The sequence below is a fragment of the Streptomyces sp. AA1529 genome (genome assembly GCF_000280905.1).
Taxonomy (GTDB): Bacteria; Actinomycetota; Actinomycetes; order Streptomycetales; family Streptomycetaceae; genus Streptomyces.
The window spans coordinates 17,874-40,974 of the sequence record NZ_ALAP01000037.1; the positions used below are offsets into that span (position 1 = coordinate 17,874).

A 23,101-nucleotide genomic window follows, 5' to 3' on the forward strand; every position below is an offset into this window, starting at 1 on the left:
CAGCTCATGGCCGACCACGGCGAGAACAAGCGGGGCCAGGGTGAGGACTCGATCTACTGGGACAAGTCCAAGAACCGGTACGTCGGCGCGATCTCGGACGGCTTCACCCCGTCCGGCAAACGCCGCCGCCCCAAGGTGACCGGCAAGACCAAGACCGAAGTCCGGCGGAAGCTCCGGGAGCTGCGGAAGGAGCTGGACGCCGGCACCCGAGTCCCCGCCCGCTACACCGCTGGCGAAGCCGTCAAGGACTGGCTCAAGCGCGGGCTGACCGGCCGGGACGATTCGACGGTCGAGTTGTACCGCGGCTTCGCGGAAAAGCACGTCATCCCGCTCATCGGCAAGACGAAGTTGAAGGAGCTCAGCGCCGACGACGTTGACGACTGGCTGCACGACCGGGCCCAGCACGTCTCCACGCGGACCCTGCGCATTCTGCATTCGATCCTGCGGCGCTCAATCACCCACGCCCAACGCCGTGACCGGGCCGTGCGTAATGTCGCCCTGCTCGTGACCACTCCGGAAGGTCTGGAAGGCCGGGAGAGCAAGTCATTCTCGCTGGAAACGGCGAAGAAGATCCTCGTGACGGACGAAGGCTCCCGAACACATGCCTACGTCGTCACCTCACTTCTCGGGGGCGCCCGCCCGGAAGAGGCGCGGGCCCTCATCTGGGGACACGTGCATTTGGACCCTCCTGCGGACTTGGGGGACGACGCGAGAGAGGAGTGGTGCCCGTACTTGGAGGTATGGCGCTCCACCCGGCGGCACGGCGACACCAAGACCAGAAGGAGCCGGCGCACTCTGGCACTGCCTGCCTACGCTGCCGAGGTCCTGCGACTGCACCGCGCTCGGCAGCAACGGAGCCACGCTCGCCGGAAGCGGCAGTGGGACAGCTCTACACTCGTCTTCGCCACCCGGGACGGCGGCAAGCTCGCCGCGGGGAACGTGCGGCGCGACTTGCGGAAGCTGCTGACGAAGGCTGATGTCGAAGACCCGGATGACTGGACGACCCGGGAGCTCCGAACCACCTTCGTGTCGCTGCTCGCGGATCACGGTCTGTCGAGCGAGGACATCGCTCCCTTGGTGGGCCACCGCAGCACCATCACGACGGAGGTCGTCTACCGGAAGCAGATCCGCCCAGTGATCAACAAGGGAGCGAAGGCCATGGACGACGTCTTCGCCGACATCACGAAGAAGGACGACCCACAGCCCGAGTGACCCGAAGCCGTGGCTCCCTGTTTGGCTCCCCGGGGAGGCATGTACACAGCAAGGGGTCCCCGCAGATCTCTGCGGGGACCCCTTGCGTTGCTGGTCAGAGCCTTGACGGCACAGTGGGCACAACTGGGATCGAACCAGTGACATCCTGCTTGTAAGGCAGGCGCTCTACCGCTGAGCTATGCGCCCGGAGCACGTGCGGGTCGACAGCGTACCTTGCCTGGTGGCAGACCGTGCAAACGTGAGGTGCGGGAGCACCCCGCGAACGAATCAGCTCGTGTGTTCGTTGAGCCCAGGTGGGAGAATGAGCACCGGTCCAGGAGTCACAGGCACATACGGGGAGAGGTTACGTGACGGCGATGAACGGCGGTGGAATCCGCCGCTGGGGCTGGGGCAGTGGCCGCGCGGAACAGCTCCGGGCCGACGCGCAGACCGCGAAGGACTCCGCCGCCGCCGCGTTCTACGAACTCGACACCGCCCAGCGCGAGCTGCGCATCTCCATAGAGACCATCAGCGCCGTCGACAGCTCGCCCGCCGGCCGCAAGGCCGCGGCGGACTTCGCCGAGCTCGGCAGGCGCATCGACAGCGTCAGCCACGACTACATCACCGCGGTCGACTCCCACGATCTCGACCGCGACGACCTGGACGGCGCCGCCGCCTCCCGTGCCCGCGCCGAGCTGGACCGGGCGCGCGGCGAGCTGGAGCGGACCAAGGGCGACCTGGACCGGTTCGCGCAGAGCCTCGGCCCGCTGCTGAGCAGCGCGGAGAACCAGCTCGCCCGCCTCGCACCCGCCGTCGAGCGGGCCCGGCAGTCGCTGCTGGGCGCCAGCAACGCGCTGGATGCGGTGCGGGCCGAGGGGCTGCGCGCCGACGACCTCGCGGCGCGGCTGGCGGCGCTCTCGCCCGAGCTGACCAAGCTCAACGAGGGCGCGGGTACCCACGGGGTGCAGGAGACCGTCCAGCGCGCTGACCAGGTCGTACGGGAGGCCGAGGCGATCCGCGCGCAGGCCGGGGGGCTGCCGCAGCAGGCGGCCGACATCGACAAGCGGATCGCCTCCCTGCGCACCCGCACCGAGGCGCTGCAGAACCGGGCCGGGCAGGTGGAGCCGGTTCTCAGCGAGCTGCGGCGGCGGTTCAGTGCCGCCTGCTGGCAGGACCTGCAGCAGGTGCCGCAGCAGGCGGAGCGCTCGGCACAGCAGGCGGGCGAGAAGCTGCGGGAGGCCCGCACGGCCCGCGAGGAGCAGCGCTGGCCGGACGCGACGGCGCTGCTGTCGACCGTACGGGCGCTGCTGAACACCACCGACGAGGCGGTGAAGGCCGCCGGGGACCGGCTGCAGCGGCTCAACGAGGTCTCCTTCGACCACAGCGGCGAGGTCGAGCGCACCCGCTTCGCGATCCGCGACGCGCAGCGGCTCGCGATGGCCGGGCGCGCCACCCCCGATCCCCGGCATGCGCAGCCGCTGGACAACGCGGTGGAGCGGGTGGACCGCGCGATCGCCTCGCTCACCGGCCGGCACCCGGACTACTGGCACCTGCTGACCGAGCTGGACGCGGTCAAGGAGACGGTGCAGCAGGTGGTCGACCAGATCCGCCAGGAGCGCGCGTCGGGCAACTGAGGCGGCGGGCTCCGGTCCTCTGAGCTGCCGGGCCGCGCCAGGGGCCCGGACCGTCACCGAGCGTCGCTGTTGAGGCGGGGCTGCCGCGGGCTGATGCTGGAGGGGACAGCCGAGCGCTTTCCAGCCGCCCCGAGGGGGTCCCCGTGGCCGCGTCCCCGTCCCCCGCCCGTGCCTCCCACCCTCGCCGCGTGCTGCCGCGCGGGCGGCGGGTCCTGGACGAGCACATGCCGGTGCATCACAAGCTGAGCCGGGTCTACCGGCTGGGCTCGGCCCTGGTCGGGGTCATCCTGACGTTCTTCGGCATCCTGGGTCTCACCGACAACATCGGGTTCTTCGACACCGGAGGCGACCAGGTGGGCGGCCTGAGCACGAACGGCGCACTCAGCGTGCTCTCCGTCGTCGTGGGCCTGCTGCTGTTCGCCGGGATGGTGCGCGGCGGGAACTTCGCCTCCAGCCTCAACATCACGTTCGGCGGGCTGTTCCTGCTCAGCGGATTCGTCAATCTGGCGCTGCTGGAGACGAGCTTCAACATGCTCGCGTTCGAGCTGCAGAACGTGCTGTTCAGCTTTGTCGTCGGGCTGCTGCTCCTCGTCTTCGGGATGTACGGGCGCGTGGGCAGTGCCCTGCCGCACGACAATCCGTACTGGCAGCAGCGCCATGTGGACGAGGTCGCCCGTGCCCGGCGGGAACGCGACCGGAACGAACAGCGGACGCGTGCCCGGTTGCGGGGCGAGGAGCTGCGGCGCCGGGCCTCGCTCTTCGGCGGCGCGGAGGACGACTGGGCCTCCCGCGGCGCGGACGAGCTGGATCCGGGCGGTGGCGGTGGGCAGCGGGAGGCCGACGGCGGCGGGGACGACAGCGGAGACGGTGACGGCGGGCGACGGGGCGACGGGGCGACCGATGACGGGTGACCGGTGACCGGTGACCGGTCACCCCTCCGGCACCACCGCGGGCTCCCCGCTCGGCTCCGGTCCGCTCGGCTCCGTCGTCACCGGGTCGGTGACCGCCTCTGCCGTCACCGTCCCTGTCGTCACCGGCTCCGTCGTCACCGGCGCCGTTCCGGTCGGCTCGGCCAGTGCGGACCCCATTCCGCGCAGTACGGCCTCGCCCGCCAGGACGCCGCGGTCGGGCAGCACCCGCAGGTGCGGCAGCCGCAGACCGCTGTCGGCGAGTTCGCCGTGTGCGGGGCGCCATGCCGTGTCGGCGAAGCGCAGCAGATCGGCGTCGAGCAGGGAGTCACCCGCCGCGAAGGTCCGCGCCGTGCCGGCCCGGCGGACCACCTCGGCGACGGCGGCGCTCTTGGTGAGCGGGTTCGGCACGGCGTAGACCTTGCGCCCCTGCAGGGAGACGCTCCAGCCCCGCGGCCCGGCCCAGTCGGCGAGTTCCCGGACCCAGGAGCCGGGCAGCAGCGCCCGGTCGACCACCAGATAGGCGAACAGTCCGTCCGCGACGCGCTCCTTGAGCAGCCACTCGGGGCGGGCCTGCCGCAGCATGTGGGCGCGGACCAGATCGAGCGGGGCGCACGCGGTCAGCCGCTCGCGCACCCGCTCCCGCCACGCGGGGTCGCTCACGCCGTCGACCAGCAGATGGCCGCCGTTGGCGCAGACCGCGAAGCGGGGCCGCGGGCCGGGCAGCCGCACCCGGCGGTACTGCTCGGGGGTCCGGGTGGTGGCGGGCACGAAGACGGTGCGGCCGGCGAGTCCGGTCAGCAGCCGGGCGGCGTCCTCCGTCATGAAGGACAGCGGACGGCTCTCGTACGTCTCGACGCACAGCAGCCGGGGCGCCCGGGCGTCGGGCATGGTCAGTTCCAGTGCCGCGGCGGAGTAGATGAGCGTGCGGTCCAGATCGCTGGCGACCAGGGTGCTGCCCGTGGCCGGGGGCGGTGTCGCCGGCTTCATCGTGCGGCCTTCCCGTCGGCGCCGGTGGCACCGCGTGTGTAGCGGGGGTGGACGATGCCGACGCAGCTGTAGGGCAGCTCGTCGACCTCCTCGACGGGGACACCGCGCTGGGCGGCCAGCAGCCGTACGTGGTCGAGGTCGGGGCCCGCGCCGCGCCGCGCCAGGATGCGCCACGGGACGCGGCGCAGCAGGACCCGGGTGGTCTCACCGACGCCCGGTTTGATCAGGTTCACGTCCCCGATGCCGTACGCCTCGCTGATCTCCTCCACGGCCCGCCAGCCCGCCCAGGTGGGTGTGCGGTCCGCGGAGGCCGCCGCCGCGGCGTCCCGGACGGCGTCCGCCCGGACCGCGGGGAAGCACGCCGAGACCGTGTCCACGAAGTGCCCCGACAGGTCGCTCCCGGACAGCTCGCGGTAGAACTTCGCACCGTGGAAGTCGTGCGGGCCCACCAGGTCGGCGCGGAGCACGGTGCGGGAGATCAGTCCGGAGACGGTCGAGTTGAGGCAGGCGGAGGGGATGAGGAAGTCCTCCCGGGTGCCGAACGTGCGCACGCAGGAGCCCGGGTCGGCCAGCACCGCCAGCTCCGGGTCGAACCGGGGGTGCGCGGCGAGCGCCCGGGCCAGCTCGTGGGTGATGGCGCCCTTGCCCGTCCAGCCGTCGACGAAGACGACGTCGGCCGGATCGTGGTGGGCCGCCAGGTGGGCCAGCGCGTTGGTGTCGATGCCGCGGCCGCGGACGATCGAGACGGCGTAGTGCGGCAGGTCCAGACCGTGCGCGTAGCGCGCCCAGCGGCGCATCAGCACCCCGACGGGCGTACCCGCCCGGGCCAGCGAGACCAGCACGGAGCGCGGCCCGCGCTCGGCGAGCACCGTCTCGGTGACGGTGCCGACCGCGCGGGCCAGCCGCTCGGCCGCGGACTCCAGCGCGTCGTGGAAGAGCCGCTGGTAGTCCGCGGACGGCTGGTACTCCACGGGCAGCGACTCCGCGTAGTGCGCGCCGCCCGCCTGGATGGCCTCCTCGCGCTCCTCGGTGGGCGCCTCCAGTTCGACGTCGGACAGATCGCGCAGCAGCCACGCGACCTCGTCGTGCGCGTACGAGGAGAAGTCCGGGCCGTGCAACGGCGCGGGGAGGCGCGGGGCGGTGCCGTCCGGGACGTAGGAGGGGACGACGGAGAGCACCACCTCCGGGACACAGCCGGTGAGCTGGTCCAGCAGCCCTCCGGGGGCGTGCAGCGCGGGAGTGTCGCCCACACTGTCCACGACCGCGACGACGGCGTCGAAGCCCCGGCCGACGATGTTGTAGGCATAGCGCTCGGCGGGGCCGTGCGGACCGTCCGGGCCGGTCCCGCCGTCCGCGCCGTTCGCGCCGTCGTGGGGCGGCAGGTCGTGCGCGGGGAAGCGCAGCGCGCTGCGTATCGCATACCCGGGGTCGTCGACGGCCAGGACGGGCGAACGGGTCGTGGTGGAGAAACGGATCTCCGCCCGCCCCTCGGTGCGCCGCTCCAGCTCGGCCGCGAGCAGCAGCGGCGCGTACATCAGCTCCTCGCTGCCGAGGACCAGGACGCGGGGCCGCGGAGCGCCGTCCCCGCGCTGCGCCGGGGCCGCGCCCTGCCCGGGCGGCGCCCCGGCGCAGTCCAGCGCGGAGAGCACCCGCTCGGCCATGTCCGGCAGCGCCGCCTCCAGGCGGAGCTGCTCGCGCGGCCCGAAGCCGTGCCGCGCACCGTCCGGAAGCCCCTGCGGCCAGCCCGTCTCCACCCGGCGCAGGACGCCCCGCACCTCCGGCGGCGGTGCCGGATGCGGTGCGTCGCGGTGCGCGGCGACCAGCTCCCGGCCGCGCTCCAGCACATCGTCGGGGAGCTCCACCCGGCCCGCGGCCAGCGCCACCACGTCGATGCGGGCGCCCAGCTCGGCGGCGAATTTCTCCAGCTCCGCCACGTCCGCACCACCGCGCGTGTCGACCAGCGCGGCCACGACATACCGGTCGCGGGGGTGGGCGGCGTGCAGCGCGGCGACGGTGTTGCGCACCGTCCGGCCGGTGGAGAGCTCGTCGTCCACCAGCACCAGCGGCCCTCCGGTGCGCAGCGCGTCCGGGTCCTCGGGCAGCAGCAGGTGCGAGGTGGCGTGGCTGTGCTCCTCCTCGAAACCGCCGTACCGGGCCACCCCCGGCACCGGGCGCCGCGTGGAGTGCAGGGCGCTCGCACGGCTGCCCATGCCGTGCGCGACGGTGAGTCCGAGTCCCGTCGCGGTCTCCGCGAAGCCGAGCACCACGGAGCGGGCGGCCTCCGCCGCCCCGAGCCGCTCACGCACCCGCTCCCCCAGGCGGCGGCCCGCGTCCAGGACCGCCGAGGGACGCTGCGGCACATGCTTGCCCAGGACGGTGGAGACCAGCAGATGGGCCCGCTTGGGGTTGCGCCGCAGTGCCAGGCCCAGGAGCCCGCGCAGCCCCTCGTCCGCCAGCCGCACCCCGAGCCGTTCGGCCACCCAGGTACCCGTCCACCCCTCCGGGTCCGTCCCCGCCCCGGTGTGCGGGCCGGCTCCGGCCCCCGTCGCGGCCGCACCGGCCTCCCGTACGCTCGCGTTCACTTGACTCCCGCCGCCAGCAGTTCCACGAAACTCACGCCCTCGCGCGCCACCCCGAAGACCTCGCCGCGCAGCAGTGTGCGCTCGGCCCAGGCCCGGTGCGGCTTCACCTCGTTCATCTTGTTCGTATAAGCGGAGCGGACCACTCCGCCACCGCCGCGCTCGGGGCGCAGCACATCGGTCGCATCGCAGAACTCCTCGTGGCTGACGACCGACAGCGCATGGACGGGAGCCACGTGCGAGGGATGGATGCAGGTCTTGCCCAGCAGGCCGTTCGCCCGGTCCAGCTCGATCTCGCGCAGCAGACCGTCCAGATCGTGCTCGATCAGCGCGGCGCGCACGTCCTCGGCACGGCCGCTCAGGAAGGGGCTCCGCCGCAACTGCGGCTTGAACATCCTCTCGTGCTGCCGGAAATATTCCCATACGGGTCCCGTCACCGTGAAGCCGGTGCCGTCGGCCCTGCCCAGCACGTTCACCACGTCCGCGATGACCGAGGCGACGATCTGCACGTCGTAGGCGGTCATCTCCGGCGTGCGCCGCAGCCCGTAGGCGGCGCAGAAGTCGGTGACGCCCAGCCGCAGCGCGAGGACCCGCTCGCGGTACTTCTCCAGGGTGCGAGCGATCCCGGCGAGCGCGTCCGTGCGGGTCTCCCGGTGCAGCAGCTCGGGCGACTCCAGGACGGGCATCGCGAACAGCCGCCGCTCGCAGGCCGCCTCCGCCTCGGTGAGCGCCTCCAGGAACGGCACCGAACGGTCCCCGGTGAACTTGGGCAGCACGAAACCCGACAGCAGCCCCGCCGCCGGACCCAGCCTGCGCACCAGGTCGGTGATCTGCCCGGACTCCCGCACCCGGACGAACAGCAACGGCAGCTCGTCCGGCGCGCCCCGGTCCGCCAGCTCCCGGAGCTGGCCGACGAGGTTGGCCTCGGCCAGCGGCACCTCGGCGTCCGCGATCGAGTCCTCCAGACAGAGCACCATCGAGACCACGCCGCGCGCCGCCTGCTTGAGCACGTCGCCGGCGAGCGCGGGCCTGGTGGCCGGGCTGTAGAGAGTGGCGCCGAGCGCGACCGCGAGGGTGCCCGCGTCCGCTTCGGAAGTGAACTCGGCCGGCTCACGGTGGAAGAGCGCGCTTCGGCGCTCAGGCGTCAGATGCCTGAAATGCCGCATGGAAATCCCCGTCCCGCCGTCCCGGCGCCCGTGCGCGTCGCTCCGGCGTACCTGTGGCGTCACGCGGTGGCGGTGGTCCTGCCGGGGCCGCCGTGGTGCCGCGTCGCTGCTCATCGTACGTTCGAGCGTCGGTCATGAGTTCCCCTGAGTCGGCAGCGGTCGCACATGGCCCCCGCTACGGAGCCGCCGGGGCCCCGGCGACCACGCCCCGTCGCCGCCGCGGCACATCCCGCGTTGTCGAGGGGGTCCGTCCGGGGGCAGGATGAAGACATGACGCACGCGATGACGAAGGGGTCGAACATCCCGCTGGAGTCCAGGACGGTACGCGCCGTGCTCTGCTGGGCCCCCGGCGCCGGAGTACCGGATGTCGATGCCTCGGCTCTGCTGCTCGGCCCGGACGGCAAGGTCCGCTCCGACGACGACTTCATCTTCTACAACCAGCCGCGCCACCCCTCCGGACTGGTGCGGCACCTGGCCAAGAAGCGCGAGCCCGAGGGGCTGCGCGACACCGTCGAAGCCGACCTGGGCGCGCTGGACACCTCCGTGGACCGGGTGCTGCTGGCCGCCTCCGCGGACGGCGGCAGCTTCGCCGCCGTCCGGGAACTGCGGCTGCTGCTGCACGACGCGGCCGACCCGGACGGCGGAACCGCGGCCGGTCCCGGCGGAGCACTCCTCGCCCGCTTCGACATCGAGCCGGAGACCGGCGGCGAGACGGCCATGGTCTGCGGCGAGCTCTACCGGCGCGGGGACAGCTGGAAGTTCCGCGCGCTGGGGCAGGGCTACGACACCGGGCTGGTCGGGCTCGCCACCGAGTTCGGCATCACCGTCGACGAGAGCGAGGCCGCCCAGGCCGGCTCCGGGCAGCGCACCGGCCAGGGGCAGCCGCACTCCCCGGAGCACGATCCGGACGCGACCGTGGCCCACGCGCCGCGGCCCGACACCATCGGCTCGGAGGACTTCCGGCTCGGCTCGCCCGCCGGGACGGTGCCCCAGCCGCCGCCCGAGCCGGGCTTCCCGGAGCCCGACCCGGTACCGCCCGAGCCGCACCCGGAACCCGGGCCGCCGCCGGAGCCCGGCCCCGAGCCGGTGCCGCCGGGTCCGCCCGGTCCGCCACCGGGGCCCACCCCCGGTCCCGGCCCCGTGCCCGGGCCGGATCCCGGGCCGCCGCCGCAGCCTCCCGCGCCGGAGCCCCCGGAGCCGCAGCCGGATCCGGCCGGCGTGTCGGCCTCGGCCGTCACGGCGCAGGTGCCGCCGCCCGGCGCTCCGCCCGGTGCGCCGCCGTTCGGGCCGCAGGGCGTGGCGGGCGTCCCGGCCCCGCCGGAGCAGCCCCCCGGTTACGGCTTCCCGCAGCCGCCGCACCACCCGCCCCAGCAGCCGCCCGCCACCCAGCCGGCCTACGGCTACCCGCAGCCCACCTACGGCTACCCGCAGCCGGACCCGGCGTTCGCGCTGCCACCCCAGGGCCCGCAGTTCCTGAACCGCTGAGCGCGGCACGCCGAGGCCCCGGCCGGTCCGTACCGGCCGGGGCCTCCTGCCTCTTCGCCTCCGTTCCGCACCACACCCGCGTCACGGAGGTGCCGCGGCGTGGAGCGCGGCGTCGCGGTCGGGGGCTCGGCGTGGCGTCGGGGGCTCGGCGTGGCGTCGGGGGCTCGGCGTGACCACGTCAGGGCGTCGCAGCGGAGATCCGGCAGGTGGAAGCAGCGGGCGGCCGGGGCCGGCCGCCGCGCCGGGCTCAGACCTTCTGCGTCTTGTAGCCCCGGCCCCACTGCAGCCCCCAGCCGTAGAGCCGGTCCAGCTCCGCCTGGAAGCCGTAGACGTAGCGGACTTCGCGGCGCACCTTCAGCTCGCCCTTGACGTTCTCCATCAGCAGCACGGCGCACGAGCGGGCCTGCGGAGCACGCTCGTCCAGCCCCACCTCCACATGCGGTCCGTTGCTGGGGATGAGCGTGACGACCGCGTGCGTCCGGTCGAAGGCCGGGGTGCCGTCGTAGATGTAGACGAAGAAGAGCAGCCGCTTCAACTCGTCCCGGTGGTCGAGGTTGACGTAGAGCGTCTCCCCGGAGGGCGAACCGAACCGGTCGTCACCGGTGAGCTTGATGTAAGGAGGCGCGTTCCAGTCGCCCAGGAAGTTGCCGAGCGGCTGGACGACGCCCTTGGTGCCGTCCGTCAGCTCGTACATGCACGCCAGGTCCAGGTCGACGTTGACGACGCCCTGGGTGTGGGCCTGCACCACGGTCGGTTTGAACGCCCTGAGCGGATGCCGGAGCGAACCGCCGGTCCGCCTGCCCACCCCCTCCACATCCGAACTGCGCATCCGCCAGGAGAGGTTGACCTGCAGGCTGCCGCTGTCGGCACCCTGCTTGGTCAGCGACAGCTCCGCGTGCCGCTTGGTCAGCTCCATCGCATACGTCGAAGGACCGCCGACCGTGTCGAACTTCGGTCCGCGCCGGGACATGCCCACACCCCGCCGCCAGTTCTCCCACAGGGAGACCATCCCGCACCCCCACTCGCGCTCGGGCCCCGTCCCACCGCAGCGGGGCGGCTCCGGGGCGGCCGCGCGGACCCCTTCGGTCCGCACCGTCACGGAAGCCGCCCCGCTGGGAGCGTTCCTCAATCAGCAGCCGGTCACACGCGCGCGGTGACCTCGGATTGCTGTGGATCCTCCCCGTCGCTCCCGCCGTCCCCGTCGCCCCCGGCCGCCTCGATGGCGCGGTTGCGGCGCAGCGAGGACCAGAAGGAGAGCGCGATCAGCACGACGCCGACCAGGCCGGTGATCACTTCGTTGATCTGGTACTTGACGGTGACGAGCAGGATCACCGAGAGGGCGCCGATGGCGTAGTGCGCGCCGTGCTCCAGGTAGATGTAGTCGTCCAGAGTGCCCTGGCGCACCAGGTAGACCGTGAGCGACCGGACGTACATCGCGCCGATGCCCAGACCGAGCGCCATCCAGAAGATCTGGTTGGTGACCGCGAAGGCGCCGATGACGCCGTCGAAGGAGAACGACGCGTCCAGGACCTCGAGGTAGAGGAACATGAAGAAGGCCGCCTTGCCGGCCAGTCCGACGGCCGAGGGCCGCTTCCCCGCCTTCTCGGCCTGCTCTTCCTCCTCCTGCTCGCGCTCCTCCTCCTCTTCGAGTTTGTCCTCGAAGTGGCCGGAGAGTCCGTTGACGATCAGATAGGTGATGAGTCCGGCGACACCCGAGAGGAGCACCGTGCCCGACTTGTCGGCGTGCCCGGCGTGCTGGTGCGCGGTGGTGGCCAGCGTGGTCGCCGTGACCAGCAGGGCGATCAGGGCGATCCCGACGGAGAGCCCGTCGATCTTGGAGAGCCGGGCGAGCGGGCGCTCCAGCCAGCCGACCCAGGTCTCCTCCCGCTCCTCGAGGATGAAGTCGAGGAAGATCATCAGCAGGAACATCCCGCCGAACGCCGCGATGGCCGGATGCGCGTCCGTGACCAACTGCTCGTAGCGGTCGGGGTTGTCCAGCGCGACCCGTACGGCCTCGATCGGATCGACCTGCGCGCTGATGGCGACAATGATGACCGGGAAGACCAGCCGCATGCCGAATACCGCGATCAGAATGCCGACGGTGAGGAAGATCTTCTGCCAGAAGGCATTCATCTTCTTCAGCACGCCGGCGTTGACGACCGCGTTGTCGAACGACAGGGAGATCTCCAGGACGGAAAGGATCGCCACGAGGGCGAACGCCTCCCACCCCCAGAAGAACGCCGCTGCGGCCAGTCCGACGGCGGTGACGCCGAAGGACCAGCCAAAGGTTTTCAGGAGCACTGGCTTCCCAATCCGCTGTCCGGTCTGCATAGGTTCACATCAGGGCGAAAGCCCTTTGACGACTGCGACCTCGAAGTCGTCTAGGCGACATTGACGCCGAAGTCTAGAGCGATGCCCCGCAGGCCCGACGCATACCCCTGGCCCACGGCTCGGAACTTCCACTCCCCGCTGTAACGGTAAAGCTCTCCGAAGATCATCGCTGTCTCGGAGGAGGCGTCCTCGGTGAGGTCGTAGCGGGCCAGCTCGATGCCGTCCTCCTGGTTGACGACGCGGATGTAGGCCTCGGCGACCTGGCCGAAGGTCTGGTGCCGGCTCTCGGCCTCGTAGATCGAGACGGCGAAGACGATCTTGTCCACCTGCGCCGGCACCAGCGGAAGGTCCACCAGGACCGTCTCGTCGTCGTCACTGCCGGTGCCGCCCACCAGCTCGTCGCCGGTGTGCTCGACGGAGCCGTCCGGGCTCTTGAGGTTGTTGTAGAAGATGAAGTATTCGTCGCCGAGAACCCGGCCGCCGGAGCACAGCAGTGCGCTGGCGTCGAGGTCGAAGTCGGCGCCCGTGGTGGACCGGGCCTTCCAGCCCAGACCGACCCGCGCCTGGGTCAGGTTCGGTGCGGCCTTCGAGAGGGAGACGTTTCCCCCTTTGGCGAGCGTGACGCTCATGTTTCTGGTCCTCTCCCCGGCTGGTGGCTCGGCCATGCGGCCCGCGCCACAGTGCGTCCAGTCTCTCCGTACCACCGGGCGCCGCACACCTCCGGGGCACGGAAGTCTGCGGCGCCCGTGGCTGCCGGTCTCCGGCAGGGGCGCCCCGTCGGCCCGTCGACCGGGCCGGTGGGCGCATGCCCTGCGGATTCCCTCAGACGTTCACGCCGAAGTCCTGCGCGATGCCGCGCAGGCCCGAGGCGTAGCCCTGGCCGATGGCACGGAACTTCCACTCCGCACCGTGCCGGTAGAGCTCACCGAAGACCATCGCCGTCTCGGTTGACGCGTCCTCGCTGAGGTCGTAGCGCGCCAGCTCGGCGTTGTCGGCCTGGTTGACGACGCGGATGTAGGCGTTCCGCACCTGGCCGAAGCTCTGCTGGCGGCTCTCCGCCTCGTAGATCGAGACGGGGAAGACGATCTTCTCGACATCGGCCGGTACCCCGGCGAGGTTCACCTTGATGACCTCGTCGTCGCCTTCGCCCTCGCCGGTGAGGTTGTCACCGGTGTGCTCGACGGAGCCGTCGGGGCTCTTGAGGTTGTTGAAGAACACGAAGTTCTGGTCGTTGGCGACCTTGCCCTCCGCGTTCGTCAGCAGGGCGCTCGCGTCGAGGTCGAAGTCGCTGCCGGTGGTCGTACGGGCGTCCCAGCCGAGACCGACGATGACCGCGGTCAGGTTGGGCGCTTCCTTGGTCAGCGAGACGTTGCCGCCCTTGCTGAGGCTGACTCCCACGAGTCCTCCTGGTCAGTTGTTTCGTGAGGACACCGCGTGCCCCCGTTTTTCGAATGCCGTCGGATCAACGATTCGATCCTAGTGAGCGGTTCCCCGGGACACAGCCCTCTTACCGAGCGGAATCGGGGGTGTCCCGAGCGTTGCCGGAGCGCTCGGAGGCGCGCCCCGGCGCGACGGCCCGGCCGGCCGTCAGAGCTTCTCGAGCTCCCGCTCGTACTCCTTGAGGTCCCGCGCGTCGGGCAGCCCGTTGACGACGGTCCAGCGCACGGTGCCCTCCTTGTCGATGATGAAGGTGCCACGCACCGCGCAGCCCTTCTCCTCGTCGAACACTCCGTAGGCGCGCGACGCCGCACCGTGCGGCCAGAAGTCGGACAGCAGCGGGTACTCCAGCCCCTCCTGCTCGGCGAAGACGCGCAGCGCGAACGGCGAGTCGTTGGAGACCGCCAGCAACTGCACGTCGTCGTTGACGAAGCGGGGAAGCTCGTCCCGCAGAGCGCACAGCTCCCCGGTGCACACACCGGTGAAGGCGAACGGGTAGAAGAGCAGGACGACGTTCTTCTCGCCCTGGTAGTCCGAGAGCCGCACGGTCTGGCCGTGCTGGTCCTTGAGCTCGATGTCGGGTGCCTTGGTACCGGCCTCGATCGCCATGGCGGGTTCCCTTCGGTGGGCGGAAACGGTCGCCCCCACCCTATGCACCGAGCCCCTGCCGGCCGGGGGCCGGTCAGGGGCTCGGTTCGTTCGCGTCGGAACGCGTCGGACACGCACCGGAGGCGGTCATGAGGCGGTATGGGGCGGCAGACGACGCAGAAGGAAGGCCCGAAGGGGGCGCCGTCCCTCGCGCAGCACCGTCCGTGGTGTACCGATGCGGGGCGCAAGCGCCGGTCAGCGCTTGTTGGGGGATCCCTTCGGGGTGACCAGGCGGCTGCCCGTCCAGTCCTTGGCCGCGTTGAAGCTCTTGGTCTGGGAGAGCCCGGCGGTCTGGGAGGCCTCACCGATGTCGCTGGGCTCCACGTAGCCCTCGCGGCCCGTCTTGGGGGTCAGCAGCCAGACGGGGGCACCTTCGTCGATCATCGTGGTGGCGTCCACCAGCGCGTCCGTCAGGTCGCCGTCCTCGTCGCGGAACCACAGCACCACGGCGTCGGCCACATCGCCGTATTCCTCGTCGACCAGTTCCGCGCCGGTGATCTCCTCGATGGACTCGCGGAGCTCCTGGTCTACGTCGTCGTCGTAGCCGATCTCCTGGACCACCTGTCCGGGCTGGAAACCCAGCCTTGCGGCGGGGTTGGTCCGCTCCTCCGCGTGGTCCGCGGTCGCGCTCACGGATTGCCTCCAGTCATGTTTTGCGAATATGGGGTTGCGACCCCGCGCGTACGCGAGGCATGGGCCGTAGTCCACACGGGCGGGCCGGATCACGCAAGTACCCGGCCTCCCATCCCGCCCAAACGTTGACGTCTCATACCACAATGCCTGATCGAGAGTGATTCAGGCCACATTGCGGCCGCCAGGATCTGCCAGGTTTGCCCCGGCTGACCCGGGGGAGCCGTAAGGGCACCCGGAGGACCGAACGCACGTTTGGGGTGATCGGTGCGGAGCGCGGACCTCCTCCCGGAACGGGCGTAAGGTGGCAGGTCGACCGCGTCGTTGCACCTGCGTACACCCCCTTCCGGCCCGCCTCGAAAGGCGCTGGGTTACTTATCGGTAGAGATGACGTCACAGCAGCGGCGGTCCACGATGGAGGCGGCGCGCCGCTCCGCTGAGCACGATCCAGGGCGTCCGCCGCCGCCCGGCCCCCAAGCACCATCCGACCGATACAGCGAAGGAACAGCGTGGCTTCCGGATCCGATCGCAACCCGATCATCATTGGCGGCCTTCCCAGCCAGGTCCCGGATTTCGATCCTGAAGAGACCCAGGAATGGCTCGACTCGCTCGACGCAGCCGTCGACGAGCGCGGACGGGAACGCGCCCGCTACCTCATGCTCCGGCTCATCGAGCGCGCCCGCGAGAAGCGCGTCGCCGTCCCGGAGATGCGCAGCACCGACTATGTGAACACCATCGCGACCAGGGACGAGCCGTTCTTCCCCGGCAACGAGGAGATCGAGCGCAAGATCCTCAACGCGACCCGGTGGAACGCGGCCGTCATGGTCTCGCGTGCCCAGCGGCCCGGGATCGGGGTCGGCGGCCACATCGCCACCTTCGCCTCCTCCGCCTCGCTCTACGACGTGGGCTTCAACCACTTCTTCCGCGGCAAGGACGAGGGCGACGGCGGGGACCAGATCTTCTTCCAGGGCCACGCCTCTCCCGGTATCTACGCCCGCGCCTACCTGCTCGACCGGCTCAGCGAAGCCCAGCTCGACGGCTTCCGGCAGGAGAAGAGCAAGGCGCCGCACGGACTGCCCAGCTATCCGCACCCCCGGCTGATGCCGGACTTCTGGGAGTTCCCCACCGTCTCCATGGGCCTGGGCCCGATCGGCGCGATCCACCAGGCGCGGATGAACCGCTACATGGAGTCCCGCGGTATCGCCGACACCTCCAAATCCCGGGTGTGGGCCTTCCTCGGCGACGGCGAGATGGACGAGCCCGAGTCCCTCGGCCAGCTCTCCCTGGCCGCCCGCGAGGGGCTGGACAACCTCACCTTCGTCATCAACTGCAATCTGCAGCGGCTGGACGGGCCGGTCCGGGGCAACGGGAAGGTCATCCAGGAGCTGGAGTCCTACTTCCGCGGTGCCGGCTGGAACGTGATCAAGCTGGTGTGGGACCGCTCCTGGGACCCGCTGCTGGCACAGGACCGGGACGGTGTGCTGGTCAACAAGCTGAACACGACACCGGACGGCCAGTTCCAGACCTATGCGACCGAGAGCGGCTCCTACATCCGGGAGCACTTCTTCGGCGGCGACCAGCGGCTGCGCAAGATGGTCGAGGGCATGACCGACGACCAGCTGCTGCACCTGGGCCGCGGAGGCCACGACCATCGCAAGGTGTATGCGACCTACAAGGCGGCGGCCGAGCACAAGGGGCAGCCGACCGTCATCCTGGCGCAGACGATCAAGGGCTGGACGCTCGGCCCGAACTTCGAGGGCCGCAACGCGACCCATCAGATGAAGAAACTGACGGTCGACGATCTGAAGGGGTTCCGCGACCGGCTGCATCTGCCGATCCCGGACAGCGAGCTGGAGTCGGGCCTGCCGCCCTACTACCACCCCGGCCGCGACTCCGAGGAGATCCAGTACATGCACGACCGCCGCAAGGAGTGCGGCGGCTATGTGCCGACCCGGGTCAACCGGTCCAAGCCGCTGCGCCTTCCGGACGAGAAGGCCTACGCCACGCTGAAGAAGGGCTCCGGGCACCAGCAGATCGCCACCACGATGGCGTTCGTGCGGCTGCTGAAGGACCTGATGCGGGACAAGGAGATCGGCAAGCGCTTCGTGCCGATCGCACCCGATGAGTACCGCACCTTCGGAATGGACTCCTTCTTCCCCTCGGCCAAGATCTACAACCCGCTGGGGCAGCTCTACGAGTCCGTGGACCGGGAGCTCCTGCTGGCCTACAAGGAGTCGCCGACCGGGCAGATGCTGCACGACGGCATCTCCGAGGCCGGCTGCACCGCCGCCACCATCGCCGCGGGCTCTGCCTACGCCACCCACGGCGAACCGATGATCCCGATCTACGTCTTCTACTCGATGTTCGGCTTCCAGCGGACCGGCGACCAGTTCTGGCAGATGGCCGACCAGATGGCGCGGGGTTTCGTACTGGGCGCGACCGCGGGGCGCACCACGCTCACCGGCGAGGGTCTCCAGCACGCCGACGGCCACTCTCAGTTGCTGGCCTCGACCAACCCCGCGGTGGTCGCCTACGACCCGGCCTTCGGGTTCGAGATCGCCCACATCGTCCGGGACGGACTGCGCCGGATGTACGGCTCCAGCGCAGAGCATCCGCAGGGCGAGGACGTCTTCTACTACCTGACGGTCTACAACGAGCCCATCCAGCAGCCGGCCGAGCCGGAGAACGTGGATGTGGAGGGGATCCTCAAGGGCCTCTACCGCTACCGTGCGGCCGAGCGGGGCACTCATGCCGCGCAGATCCTGGCCTCCGGTGTGGCCCTGCCGTGGGCGCTGGAGGCGCAGCGGATCCTCGCCGAGGAGTGGGACGTGAAGGCCGATGTGTGGTCGGCGACGTCCTGGAACGAACTGCGGCGCGAGGCCGTGGAGGTGGAGGAGCACAACCTCCTGCACCCCGACGAGGAACTGCGCGTCCCCTACGTCACGACCAAATTGCAGGGGGCCGAGGGCCCCAAGGTGGCGGTCTCGGACTGGATGCGGGCCGTGCCCGACCAGATCTCGCGCTGGGTGCCGGGCACTTACCAGTCGCTGGGCGCCGACGGGTTCGGCTTCGCCGACACCCGGGGTGCCGCGCGCCGCTTCTTCCACATCGACGCACAGTCGATCGTGCTGGGCGTACTGACCGAACTGGCGAAGGAGGGGAAGGTGGACCGCTCCGCGTTGAAGCAGGCCATCGACCGCTACCGGTTGCTGGAGGTCGCGGCGGCCGACCCGGGCACCGCCGGGGGCGACGCCTGAGCCGGATGCCCTCGGCCGGGAGCCCGCAGGCTGCCGGCCCGGCCCCGGTGGCCGGGTGCGGTCCAGGAACGGACCGCACCCGGCCACCGGGCCGCGGAACGCGGTCGGGTGCCCCGCGTGCCCGGTGCGCACCTCAGTGCTCCCATACCTTGAAGGCCCGCACCCGATAGGGCAGCTCGGGCGTCCAGGACCCCGAGGGATGGGTGTGGAACTCGGCCGTCTCCGCGCACTCCTCGCTCTGGTAGAGGGTGACGGGCCGGCCGGTGCGGTTGGCCGCCGAGGTGGCCGAGGCGCCGCCCGTCAGCGGCGTACAGCTCTCGATGTCGATACCGCGCAGCTCATGGACGCGCGGTGTGCCCTTGAACTCCGTACGCTCCCACAGGCACAGCTCCCCCGGTCCGCACTCTCCCAGCCTGGGCGCGGCCTTCCTCCCGGCGGCCTGGTGATGGGGCTGGTGGGGCACGGCGTAGCCCCGCGCCGCCCGCTGCTGGGTCTGCGCCCCCACCGGCTGTGCGGCGGCTGTCATCGCCACCGCCAGCGTGGTCACGGCCAGGACTCCGGCCGCCCTCCTCGGACCTCGTCCGAACATGCCTTGCACGGCTGATCACTCCCCCGCTGAAGGCCGGGCACGTCGCCGCCCGGCGTGTGACCAGCATGTCCGCGCCGCGGAAGGACAGCCAAGAGCAAGCGGCCGGGTTCACCGGGACAGGTGGCGGAGTTGTCCACAACTCGCGAGTTATCCACCGTCACCGGCGACACCGGGCCGGGAAGAGGTCCGGTGCGCCACGCTGTGTCCGGTCAGTACGGGGCAGCGGCCGGAGGCAGCGGTGAGGCGTGTCGAGAGCGGGTCCACCGAGCCGGGAACGCACCGGAGCCCGGAACGCGCCGGAGCCGGGACGCGCCGGCACGGGGAGCCACGGCTTCCCGTCACCGGGCCGACAGCGTCGGCAGCTTCGGCCCGGGAGCCGTTCCGTACCCCGCATCCGGCGGCCGGCTCCGGCAGGCCGTTCCCGAAGGGCCTTGTGTGCGGCCCTTCGGGCAGGGACTCTCCTCAGACGTGCACGGAGGGCCCGGCGTCGTTCTTGCCGCGACTGGTGAAGACGGCCACGCCGGCGGCCAGGACCGAGACGATGCCCGCACAGACGAACGCCAGGCCCATGCCCGAGACGAAGGCGCCGTGCACCGCGTGCTCGATCGCCTCCGCCACCCGTTCCGGCGTCCCCTTCGGCACGGGTGCAATGCCCACCTCGGCCGCGTCCTTGAGGGCAGCCTCCTTCTCACCCGACAGCGGGGGCAGCTTGGCCTCGGCCCACTTGCGAGGCAGTTCGCTGCCGACCCGGGAAGCCATCACCGCCCCGAGCACGGCCGTGCCGAGGCTGCCGCCCACCTGCATGGCGGCCTGCTGGAGCCCGCCCGCGACACCGGCGTGCTGCAGCGGCGCGTTGCCGACGATCACTTCGGTGGCGCCGACCATCACCGGTGCGAGCCCGAGGCCCAGCAGGGCGAACCACAGGGAGGTGACGCCCATGCCGCTGTCCGCCTCCAGGGTGGAGAGTCCGAACATGGCGACGGCCGCCAGAATCATGGCGCCGGCCAGCGGCACGCGAGGGCCGACCTTGGTGATGACCGCGCCCGCCAGCGGTGAGGCGACGATCATCATCGCGGTGAGCGGCAGCAGACGCAGCCCGCTGTCCACCGGCGAGAGGCCGTTGACGTTCTGCAGGTAGAAGGTGACGAAGAAGATGCCGCCCATGAAGCCGAAGGCCATGAGCACCATCAGCACGGTTCCGGCGGTCAGCGGTACCGAGCGGAACATGCTCATCGGCAGCAGCGGTTCCGCGACCCTGGTCTCCCAGAAACCGAAGACGGCGAAGGCCAGCAGGGAGACGGCCAGGAATCCGAGGGTCCTGGGGTCGCCCCAGTGCCAGTCGGGCGCCTTGATGATGGCCCAGACGAGGCAGAACATGGCGCCGGACAGCAGGAGGATGCCGAGCAGGTCGAAGGACCGGGGAGCGTCCTTCGACCGCCGGTCCAGCAGCAGGACGAGCCCCATCACCAGTGCGAGCGCGCCGACCGGGATGTTGATGAAGAAGACCGACTCCCAGCCCTTGTGCTCGACCAGCAGCCCCCCGACGATCGGCCCGGCCGCCGTCGAGGCGCCGATGACCGCTCCCCAGATGCCGATGGCCGCGTTCAGCCGCTCGGCGGGGAAGGAGGCACGCAGCAGACCCAGCGCGGCCGGCATCAGCAGCGCACCGCACATGCCCTGGAGCACCCGGAAGGTGATGACGAGCGCCACGCTGCCGGACAGGCCGATGGCGGCGGAGGCGGCGGCGAAGCCGACCACGCCGCCGAGGAAGGTCTGCCGGTGCCCGAAGCGGTCGCCCAGCTTGCCGGCGGTGATCAGCGAGACCGCGAGCGCGAGCAGATAGCCGTTGGTGATCCACTGGACATCGGCCAGGGAGGCGTCGAGGTCGTGCTGGATGGCGGGGTTGGCGATGGCGACGATCGTCCCGTCGAGGGCGACCATCGCGACCCCGAAGGCGACGGTGACGAGGGTCAGCCACGGGTGTCCCCGCAGCCCGCTGCGGGGCTCCGGGCCGCCGCCGTCGGCGGGTGCTGGATCCGGCGCGTCGTCCGCGACGGTGCTGGTCTGGGTGGTCATGGCCGGAGGATAATGACAGCTGCTGACAATTGACAAACTAAATTATTAGTCGGTAAATGACAGTAGGCGCTCACACATCGTGAACGCCTCGCCGGAGAGAGGAAGCGGCATTGACGGGGCTGCGTGAACGGAAGAAACAGCGCACAAGAGACGCGCTGATCGTGGCCGCCCACGAACTCTTCGTCACGCAGGGCTACGAGACCACCACCGTCGACCAGATCGCCGAGGCCGTCGACGTCTCCCAGCGCACCTTCTTCCGCTACTTCGCGAACAAGGAGGAGGTCGCGCTCTTCCTGCAGAACATGGTGGAGCGCATCTACTACGAGGCCGTGTGCGCCCGCCCGGTGGCCGAGCCGCCGCTGGAGTGCCTGCGCAGCACCCTCGACGACGTGTGGGACGACGTCGGAGTGGCCGTCGAGGAGATCACCCCGCTCCCCCTCCACCTGAAGATGTGCCAGGTCATCGAGGTGACTCCGCCCCTGCTGGCCGCACATCTGCGGCACTCGCTGCTGATGGAGGAGAAGCTCGTCCAGGAGGTCGCCCGGCGCACCGGGGTGGACGCCGACCGGGACCCGCGGCCGCGGGTGCTGGTCGCCGCGTTCACCGGGGTGATGCGCACCGCCGCCCGGCAGTGGAGCATGCGCAACGACGCCTCGCTGGAGACGGCACGCGAGGTCACCCGCGACTACATCGCGCAACTGGGCCCCGCACTCGCCTCCGACTGGGGACGGCGGAGCTGATCCCGATCGCCGCGCCCCGCACGGCAGTTGCCCACCGTGACTGCCGCACGGTACGGACACGCCACCCGCACCCGACCGCGCAGTGCGAAACGTGAGATGACTCACCCGGGCTTCCTGAATGCGGGACCGCTCAGCGGCATCTCCTAGGGTGTCGCCCCAGTGACTTACTTCCCCGCACCAGGCAACCCGTTGTCCGGACTCGGCGTCCCCGCACCAGGCGCCCCGGGCATCACGGTCTGGCGCGCGGTGCTCGCCCTGGCCGTCGTCCTCGTCCTGCTGGCGACATCCGGCTGGACGGCGGTGCGCAAGCACCAGGCGGAGGACGGGCCGCGCGCAGCGGCCGTGCACGCCTGGAAGAAGGCATCCCTCGCCGGGCGCCCCCTGCCCGCCCCCGACGCCCCGCCCGGCAGCATCGCCCGCTACTTCGCCGGACTGAGCCGGGCCCAGCAGCGCGACCTCGCCACCCGCTTCCCGCTCGTCGTGGGCAACCTCGGCGGCGCGCCGCTGGAACTGCGCTACCGGGCGAACCACACCGCGCTGCTCCAGGCCCGCGACACCGAGCGCAAGCGGATGCGGGACGAGCGGCTGACCGAGGAGGGCCGCAGCCGGGCGAAGCACCGGATGCACCGCTTCACCTCGATGCTCGGCCCGCAGCGGCAGATCCTCGCCTTCGACCCGACAGGACGCGGCCGGGCCGCCGAGGTCTTCGGCGACCTGCGCGACGCCCGGCGGGTCTCGGTGGTCGTCCCCGGCGTCGACACCGAACTGCTGACCTTCGAGAAGTCGGCGCGGCAGTACTCGGCGCCGGTCGGCATGGCCGACGCGCTGCAACAGCAGCAGCACACCACCCGCCCCGGCGTGCGCACGGCGACCATCGCCTGGGCCGACTACACCGCACCCGCCGGACTCGGCGTGGACGCCGCCTCGGGCGGAGACGCCGAGTCCGGCGCGGTACGGCTGGACGACCTGGTGCGCTCCCTGCCCGCCACCTCGGCCGCTGCCGCCCCCGAGGTCGCGCTGTTCTGCCACAGCTACGGATCGGTGGTCTGCGGGGTGGCGGCGCGCCGGCTGCCGGACAGCGTCACCGACATCGCCGTCGCGGGCAGCCCGGGGATGCGCGCCGACAACGCGGCGCACCTCGGCACCCGCGCCCACGTCTGGGCGATGCGGGACGACGACGACTGGATCGCCGATGTCCCCCACCTGGATGTCGGAGGGCTCGGACACGGTGCGGACCCGGTGGCCGACGGATTCGGTGCCCGGCAGCTGTCGGCTCGCGGCGCCGTCGGCCACACCGGCTACTTCGTGCCGCACACCGGCAGCCTCGCCAACTTCGCCGCGATCGGCACCGGCGCCTACCAGGACGTCGTCTGCGACTCCTCCGATCCGGAATGCTCCCTCCTCCCGGGCGCCTCCTGACAGCGCATCCGGGGCCTGCGG

At 71.3% G+C, this 23,101-nt stretch carries 18 protein-coding genes and 1 tRNA gene; 7 read left to right on the plus strand and 12 right to left on the minus strand.

What is annotated here, in order from left to right; all coding sequences use genetic code 11:
* Positions 1-6 precede the first annotated feature (6 nt).
* Positions 7-1,212, plus strand: a complete 1,206-nt coding sequence (locus A949_RS0110775; protein WP_019356016.1) for a tyrosine-type recombinase/integrase — start codon at positions 7-9, stop codon at positions 1,210-1,212.
* A gap of 114 nt (positions 1,213-1,326) precedes the next feature.
* On the opposite strand, the gene A949_RS0110780 is transcribed toward A949_RS0110775, so the two are convergent.
* A tRNA-Val gene (locus A949_RS0110780) sits at positions 1,327-1,398 on the minus strand.
* A gap of 170 nt (positions 1,399-1,568) precedes the next feature.
* Between A949_RS0110780 and A949_RS0110785 the strand changes: the two genes are divergently transcribed.
* The gene (locus A949_RS0110785; protein WP_019356017.1) at positions 1,569-2,825 is read left to right on the plus strand and encodes a hypothetical protein; all 1,257 of its coding nucleotides are present in this window, start codon (positions 1,569-1,571) and stop codon (positions 2,823-2,825) included.
* A 188-nt stretch (positions 2,826-3,013) separates the two neighbouring features.
* Complete coding sequence (locus A949_RS33115) at positions 3,014-3,736, plus strand: DUF4383 domain-containing protein (protein WP_019356018.1); 723 nt, start codon at positions 3,014-3,016, stop codon at positions 3,734-3,736.
* 18 nt (positions 3,737-3,754) lie between these two features.
* Here the strand turns inward: A949_RS33115 and A949_RS0110795 are convergent, their stop codons facing one another.
* Genes A949_RS0110795 through A949_RS0110805 form a run of 3 tightly spaced genes read right to left on the minus strand, consistent with a single transcriptional unit; the run spans position 3,755 to position 8,468 of the window.
* Positions 3,755-4,723, minus strand: a complete 969-nt coding sequence (locus A949_RS0110795) for a hypothetical protein (protein WP_019356019.1) — start codon at positions 4,721-4,723, stop codon at positions 3,755-3,757.
* Complete coding sequence (locus tag A949_RS0110800; protein WP_019356020.1) at positions 4,720-7,305, minus strand: phosphoribosyltransferase domain-containing protein; 2,586 nt, start codon at positions 7,303-7,305, stop codon at positions 4,720-4,722. The genes A949_RS0110795 and A949_RS0110800 overlap by 4 nt, the downstream gene beginning before the upstream one ends.
* Positions 7,302-8,468, minus strand: coding sequence for an HpcH/HpaI aldolase/citrate lyase family protein (locus A949_RS0110805; RefSeq protein ID WP_019356021.1), 1,167 nt, complete (start codon positions 8,466-8,468; stop codon positions 7,302-7,304). The genes A949_RS0110800 and A949_RS0110805 overlap by 4 nt, the downstream gene beginning before the upstream one ends.
* A 270-nt stretch (positions 8,469-8,738) precedes the next feature.
* Here A949_RS0110805 and A949_RS0110810 point away from each other — a divergent pair, with 270 nt between their 5' ends.
* The gene (locus A949_RS0110810) at positions 8,739-9,953 is read left to right on the plus strand and encodes a TerD family protein (RefSeq protein WP_019356022.1); all 1,215 of its coding nucleotides are present in this window, start codon (positions 8,739-8,741) and stop codon (positions 9,951-9,953) included.
* 247 nt (positions 9,954-10,200) lie between these two features.
* Here the strand turns inward: A949_RS0110810 and A949_RS0110815 are convergent, their stop codons facing one another.
* From A949_RS0110815 to A949_RS0110840, 6 genes are all read right to left on the minus strand, one after another.
* Positions 10,201-10,962 carry a TerD family protein gene (locus A949_RS0110815; RefSeq protein ID WP_019356023.1) on the minus strand — a complete coding sequence of 254 codons (762 nt, stop codon included), beginning with the start codon at positions 10,960-10,962 and terminating at the stop codon, positions 10,201-10,203.
* A 131-nt stretch (positions 10,963-11,093) separates the two neighbouring features.
* Complete coding sequence (locus A949_RS0110820) at positions 11,094-12,254, minus strand: DUF475 domain-containing protein (RefSeq protein WP_019356024.1); 1,161 nt, start codon at positions 12,252-12,254, stop codon at positions 11,094-11,096.
* A gap of 80 nt (positions 12,255-12,334) precedes the next feature.
* Entirely contained in the window at positions 12,335-12,913 is a 579-nt protein-coding gene (locus A949_RS0110825; RefSeq protein ID WP_019356025.1) for a TerD family protein, read from the minus strand.
* Positions 12,914-13,106: 193 nt separating this feature from the next.
* Positions 13,107-13,682 carry a TerD family protein gene (locus A949_RS0110830; protein WP_019356026.1) on the minus strand — a complete coding sequence of 192 codons (576 nt, stop codon included), beginning with the start codon at positions 13,680-13,682 and terminating at the stop codon, positions 13,107-13,109.
* Positions 13,683-13,871: 189 nt separating this feature from the next.
* The gene (locus A949_RS0110835; protein WP_019356027.1) at positions 13,872-14,330 is read right to left on the minus strand and encodes a peroxiredoxin; all 459 of its coding nucleotides are present in this window, start codon (positions 14,328-14,330) and stop codon (positions 13,872-13,874) included.
* 234 nt (positions 14,331-14,564) lie between these two features.
* On the minus strand, positions 14,565-15,002 hold the full coding sequence (locus A949_RS0110840) for a DUF3052 domain-containing protein (RefSeq protein WP_019356028.1): 438 nt from the start codon (positions 15,000-15,002) through the stop codon (positions 14,565-14,567).
* A gap of 506 nt (positions 15,003-15,508) precedes the next feature.
* On the opposite strand from A949_RS0110840, the gene aceE reads away from it, so the two are divergent.
* Positions 15,509-18,256: a pyruvate dehydrogenase (acetyl-transferring), homodimeric type gene (gene aceE / locus A949_RS0110845; RefSeq protein WP_019356029.1), complete on the plus strand. Its 2,748-nt coding sequence runs from the start codon at positions 15,509-15,511 to the stop codon at positions 18,254-18,256.
* A gap of 133 nt (positions 18,257-18,389) precedes the next feature.
* Here the strand turns inward: aceE and A949_RS0110850 are convergent, their stop codons facing one another.
* Both A949_RS0110850 and A949_RS0110855 read right to left on the minus strand, forming a co-directional pair.
* Positions 18,390-18,803, minus strand: coding sequence for a peptidase inhibitor family I36 protein (locus tag A949_RS0110850; RefSeq protein WP_019356030.1), 414 nt, complete (start codon positions 18,801-18,803; stop codon positions 18,390-18,392).
* Positions 18,804-19,307: 504 nt separating this feature from the next.
* A complete protein-coding gene (locus tag A949_RS0110855; protein ID WP_019356031.1) occupies positions 19,308-20,921 on the minus strand; it encodes an MFS transporter in 1,614 nt (537 codons plus the stop codon).
* 110 nt (positions 20,922-21,031) lie between these two features.
* Here A949_RS0110855 and A949_RS0110860 point away from each other — a divergent pair, with 110 nt between their 5' ends.
* Both A949_RS0110860 and A949_RS0110865 read left to right on the plus strand, forming a co-directional pair.
* On the plus strand, positions 21,032-21,661 hold the full coding sequence (locus tag A949_RS0110860; protein ID WP_019356032.1) for a TetR/AcrR family transcriptional regulator: 630 nt from the start codon (positions 21,032-21,034) through the stop codon (positions 21,659-21,661).
* A gap of 159 nt (positions 21,662-21,820) precedes the next feature.
* Positions 21,821-23,080 (plus strand): alpha/beta hydrolase, encoded by a 1,260-nt coding sequence (locus A949_RS0110865; protein ID WP_037706128.1) that lies wholly within the window; start codon positions 21,821-21,823, stop codon positions 23,078-23,080.
* Positions 23,081-23,101: the final 21 nt, after the last annotated feature.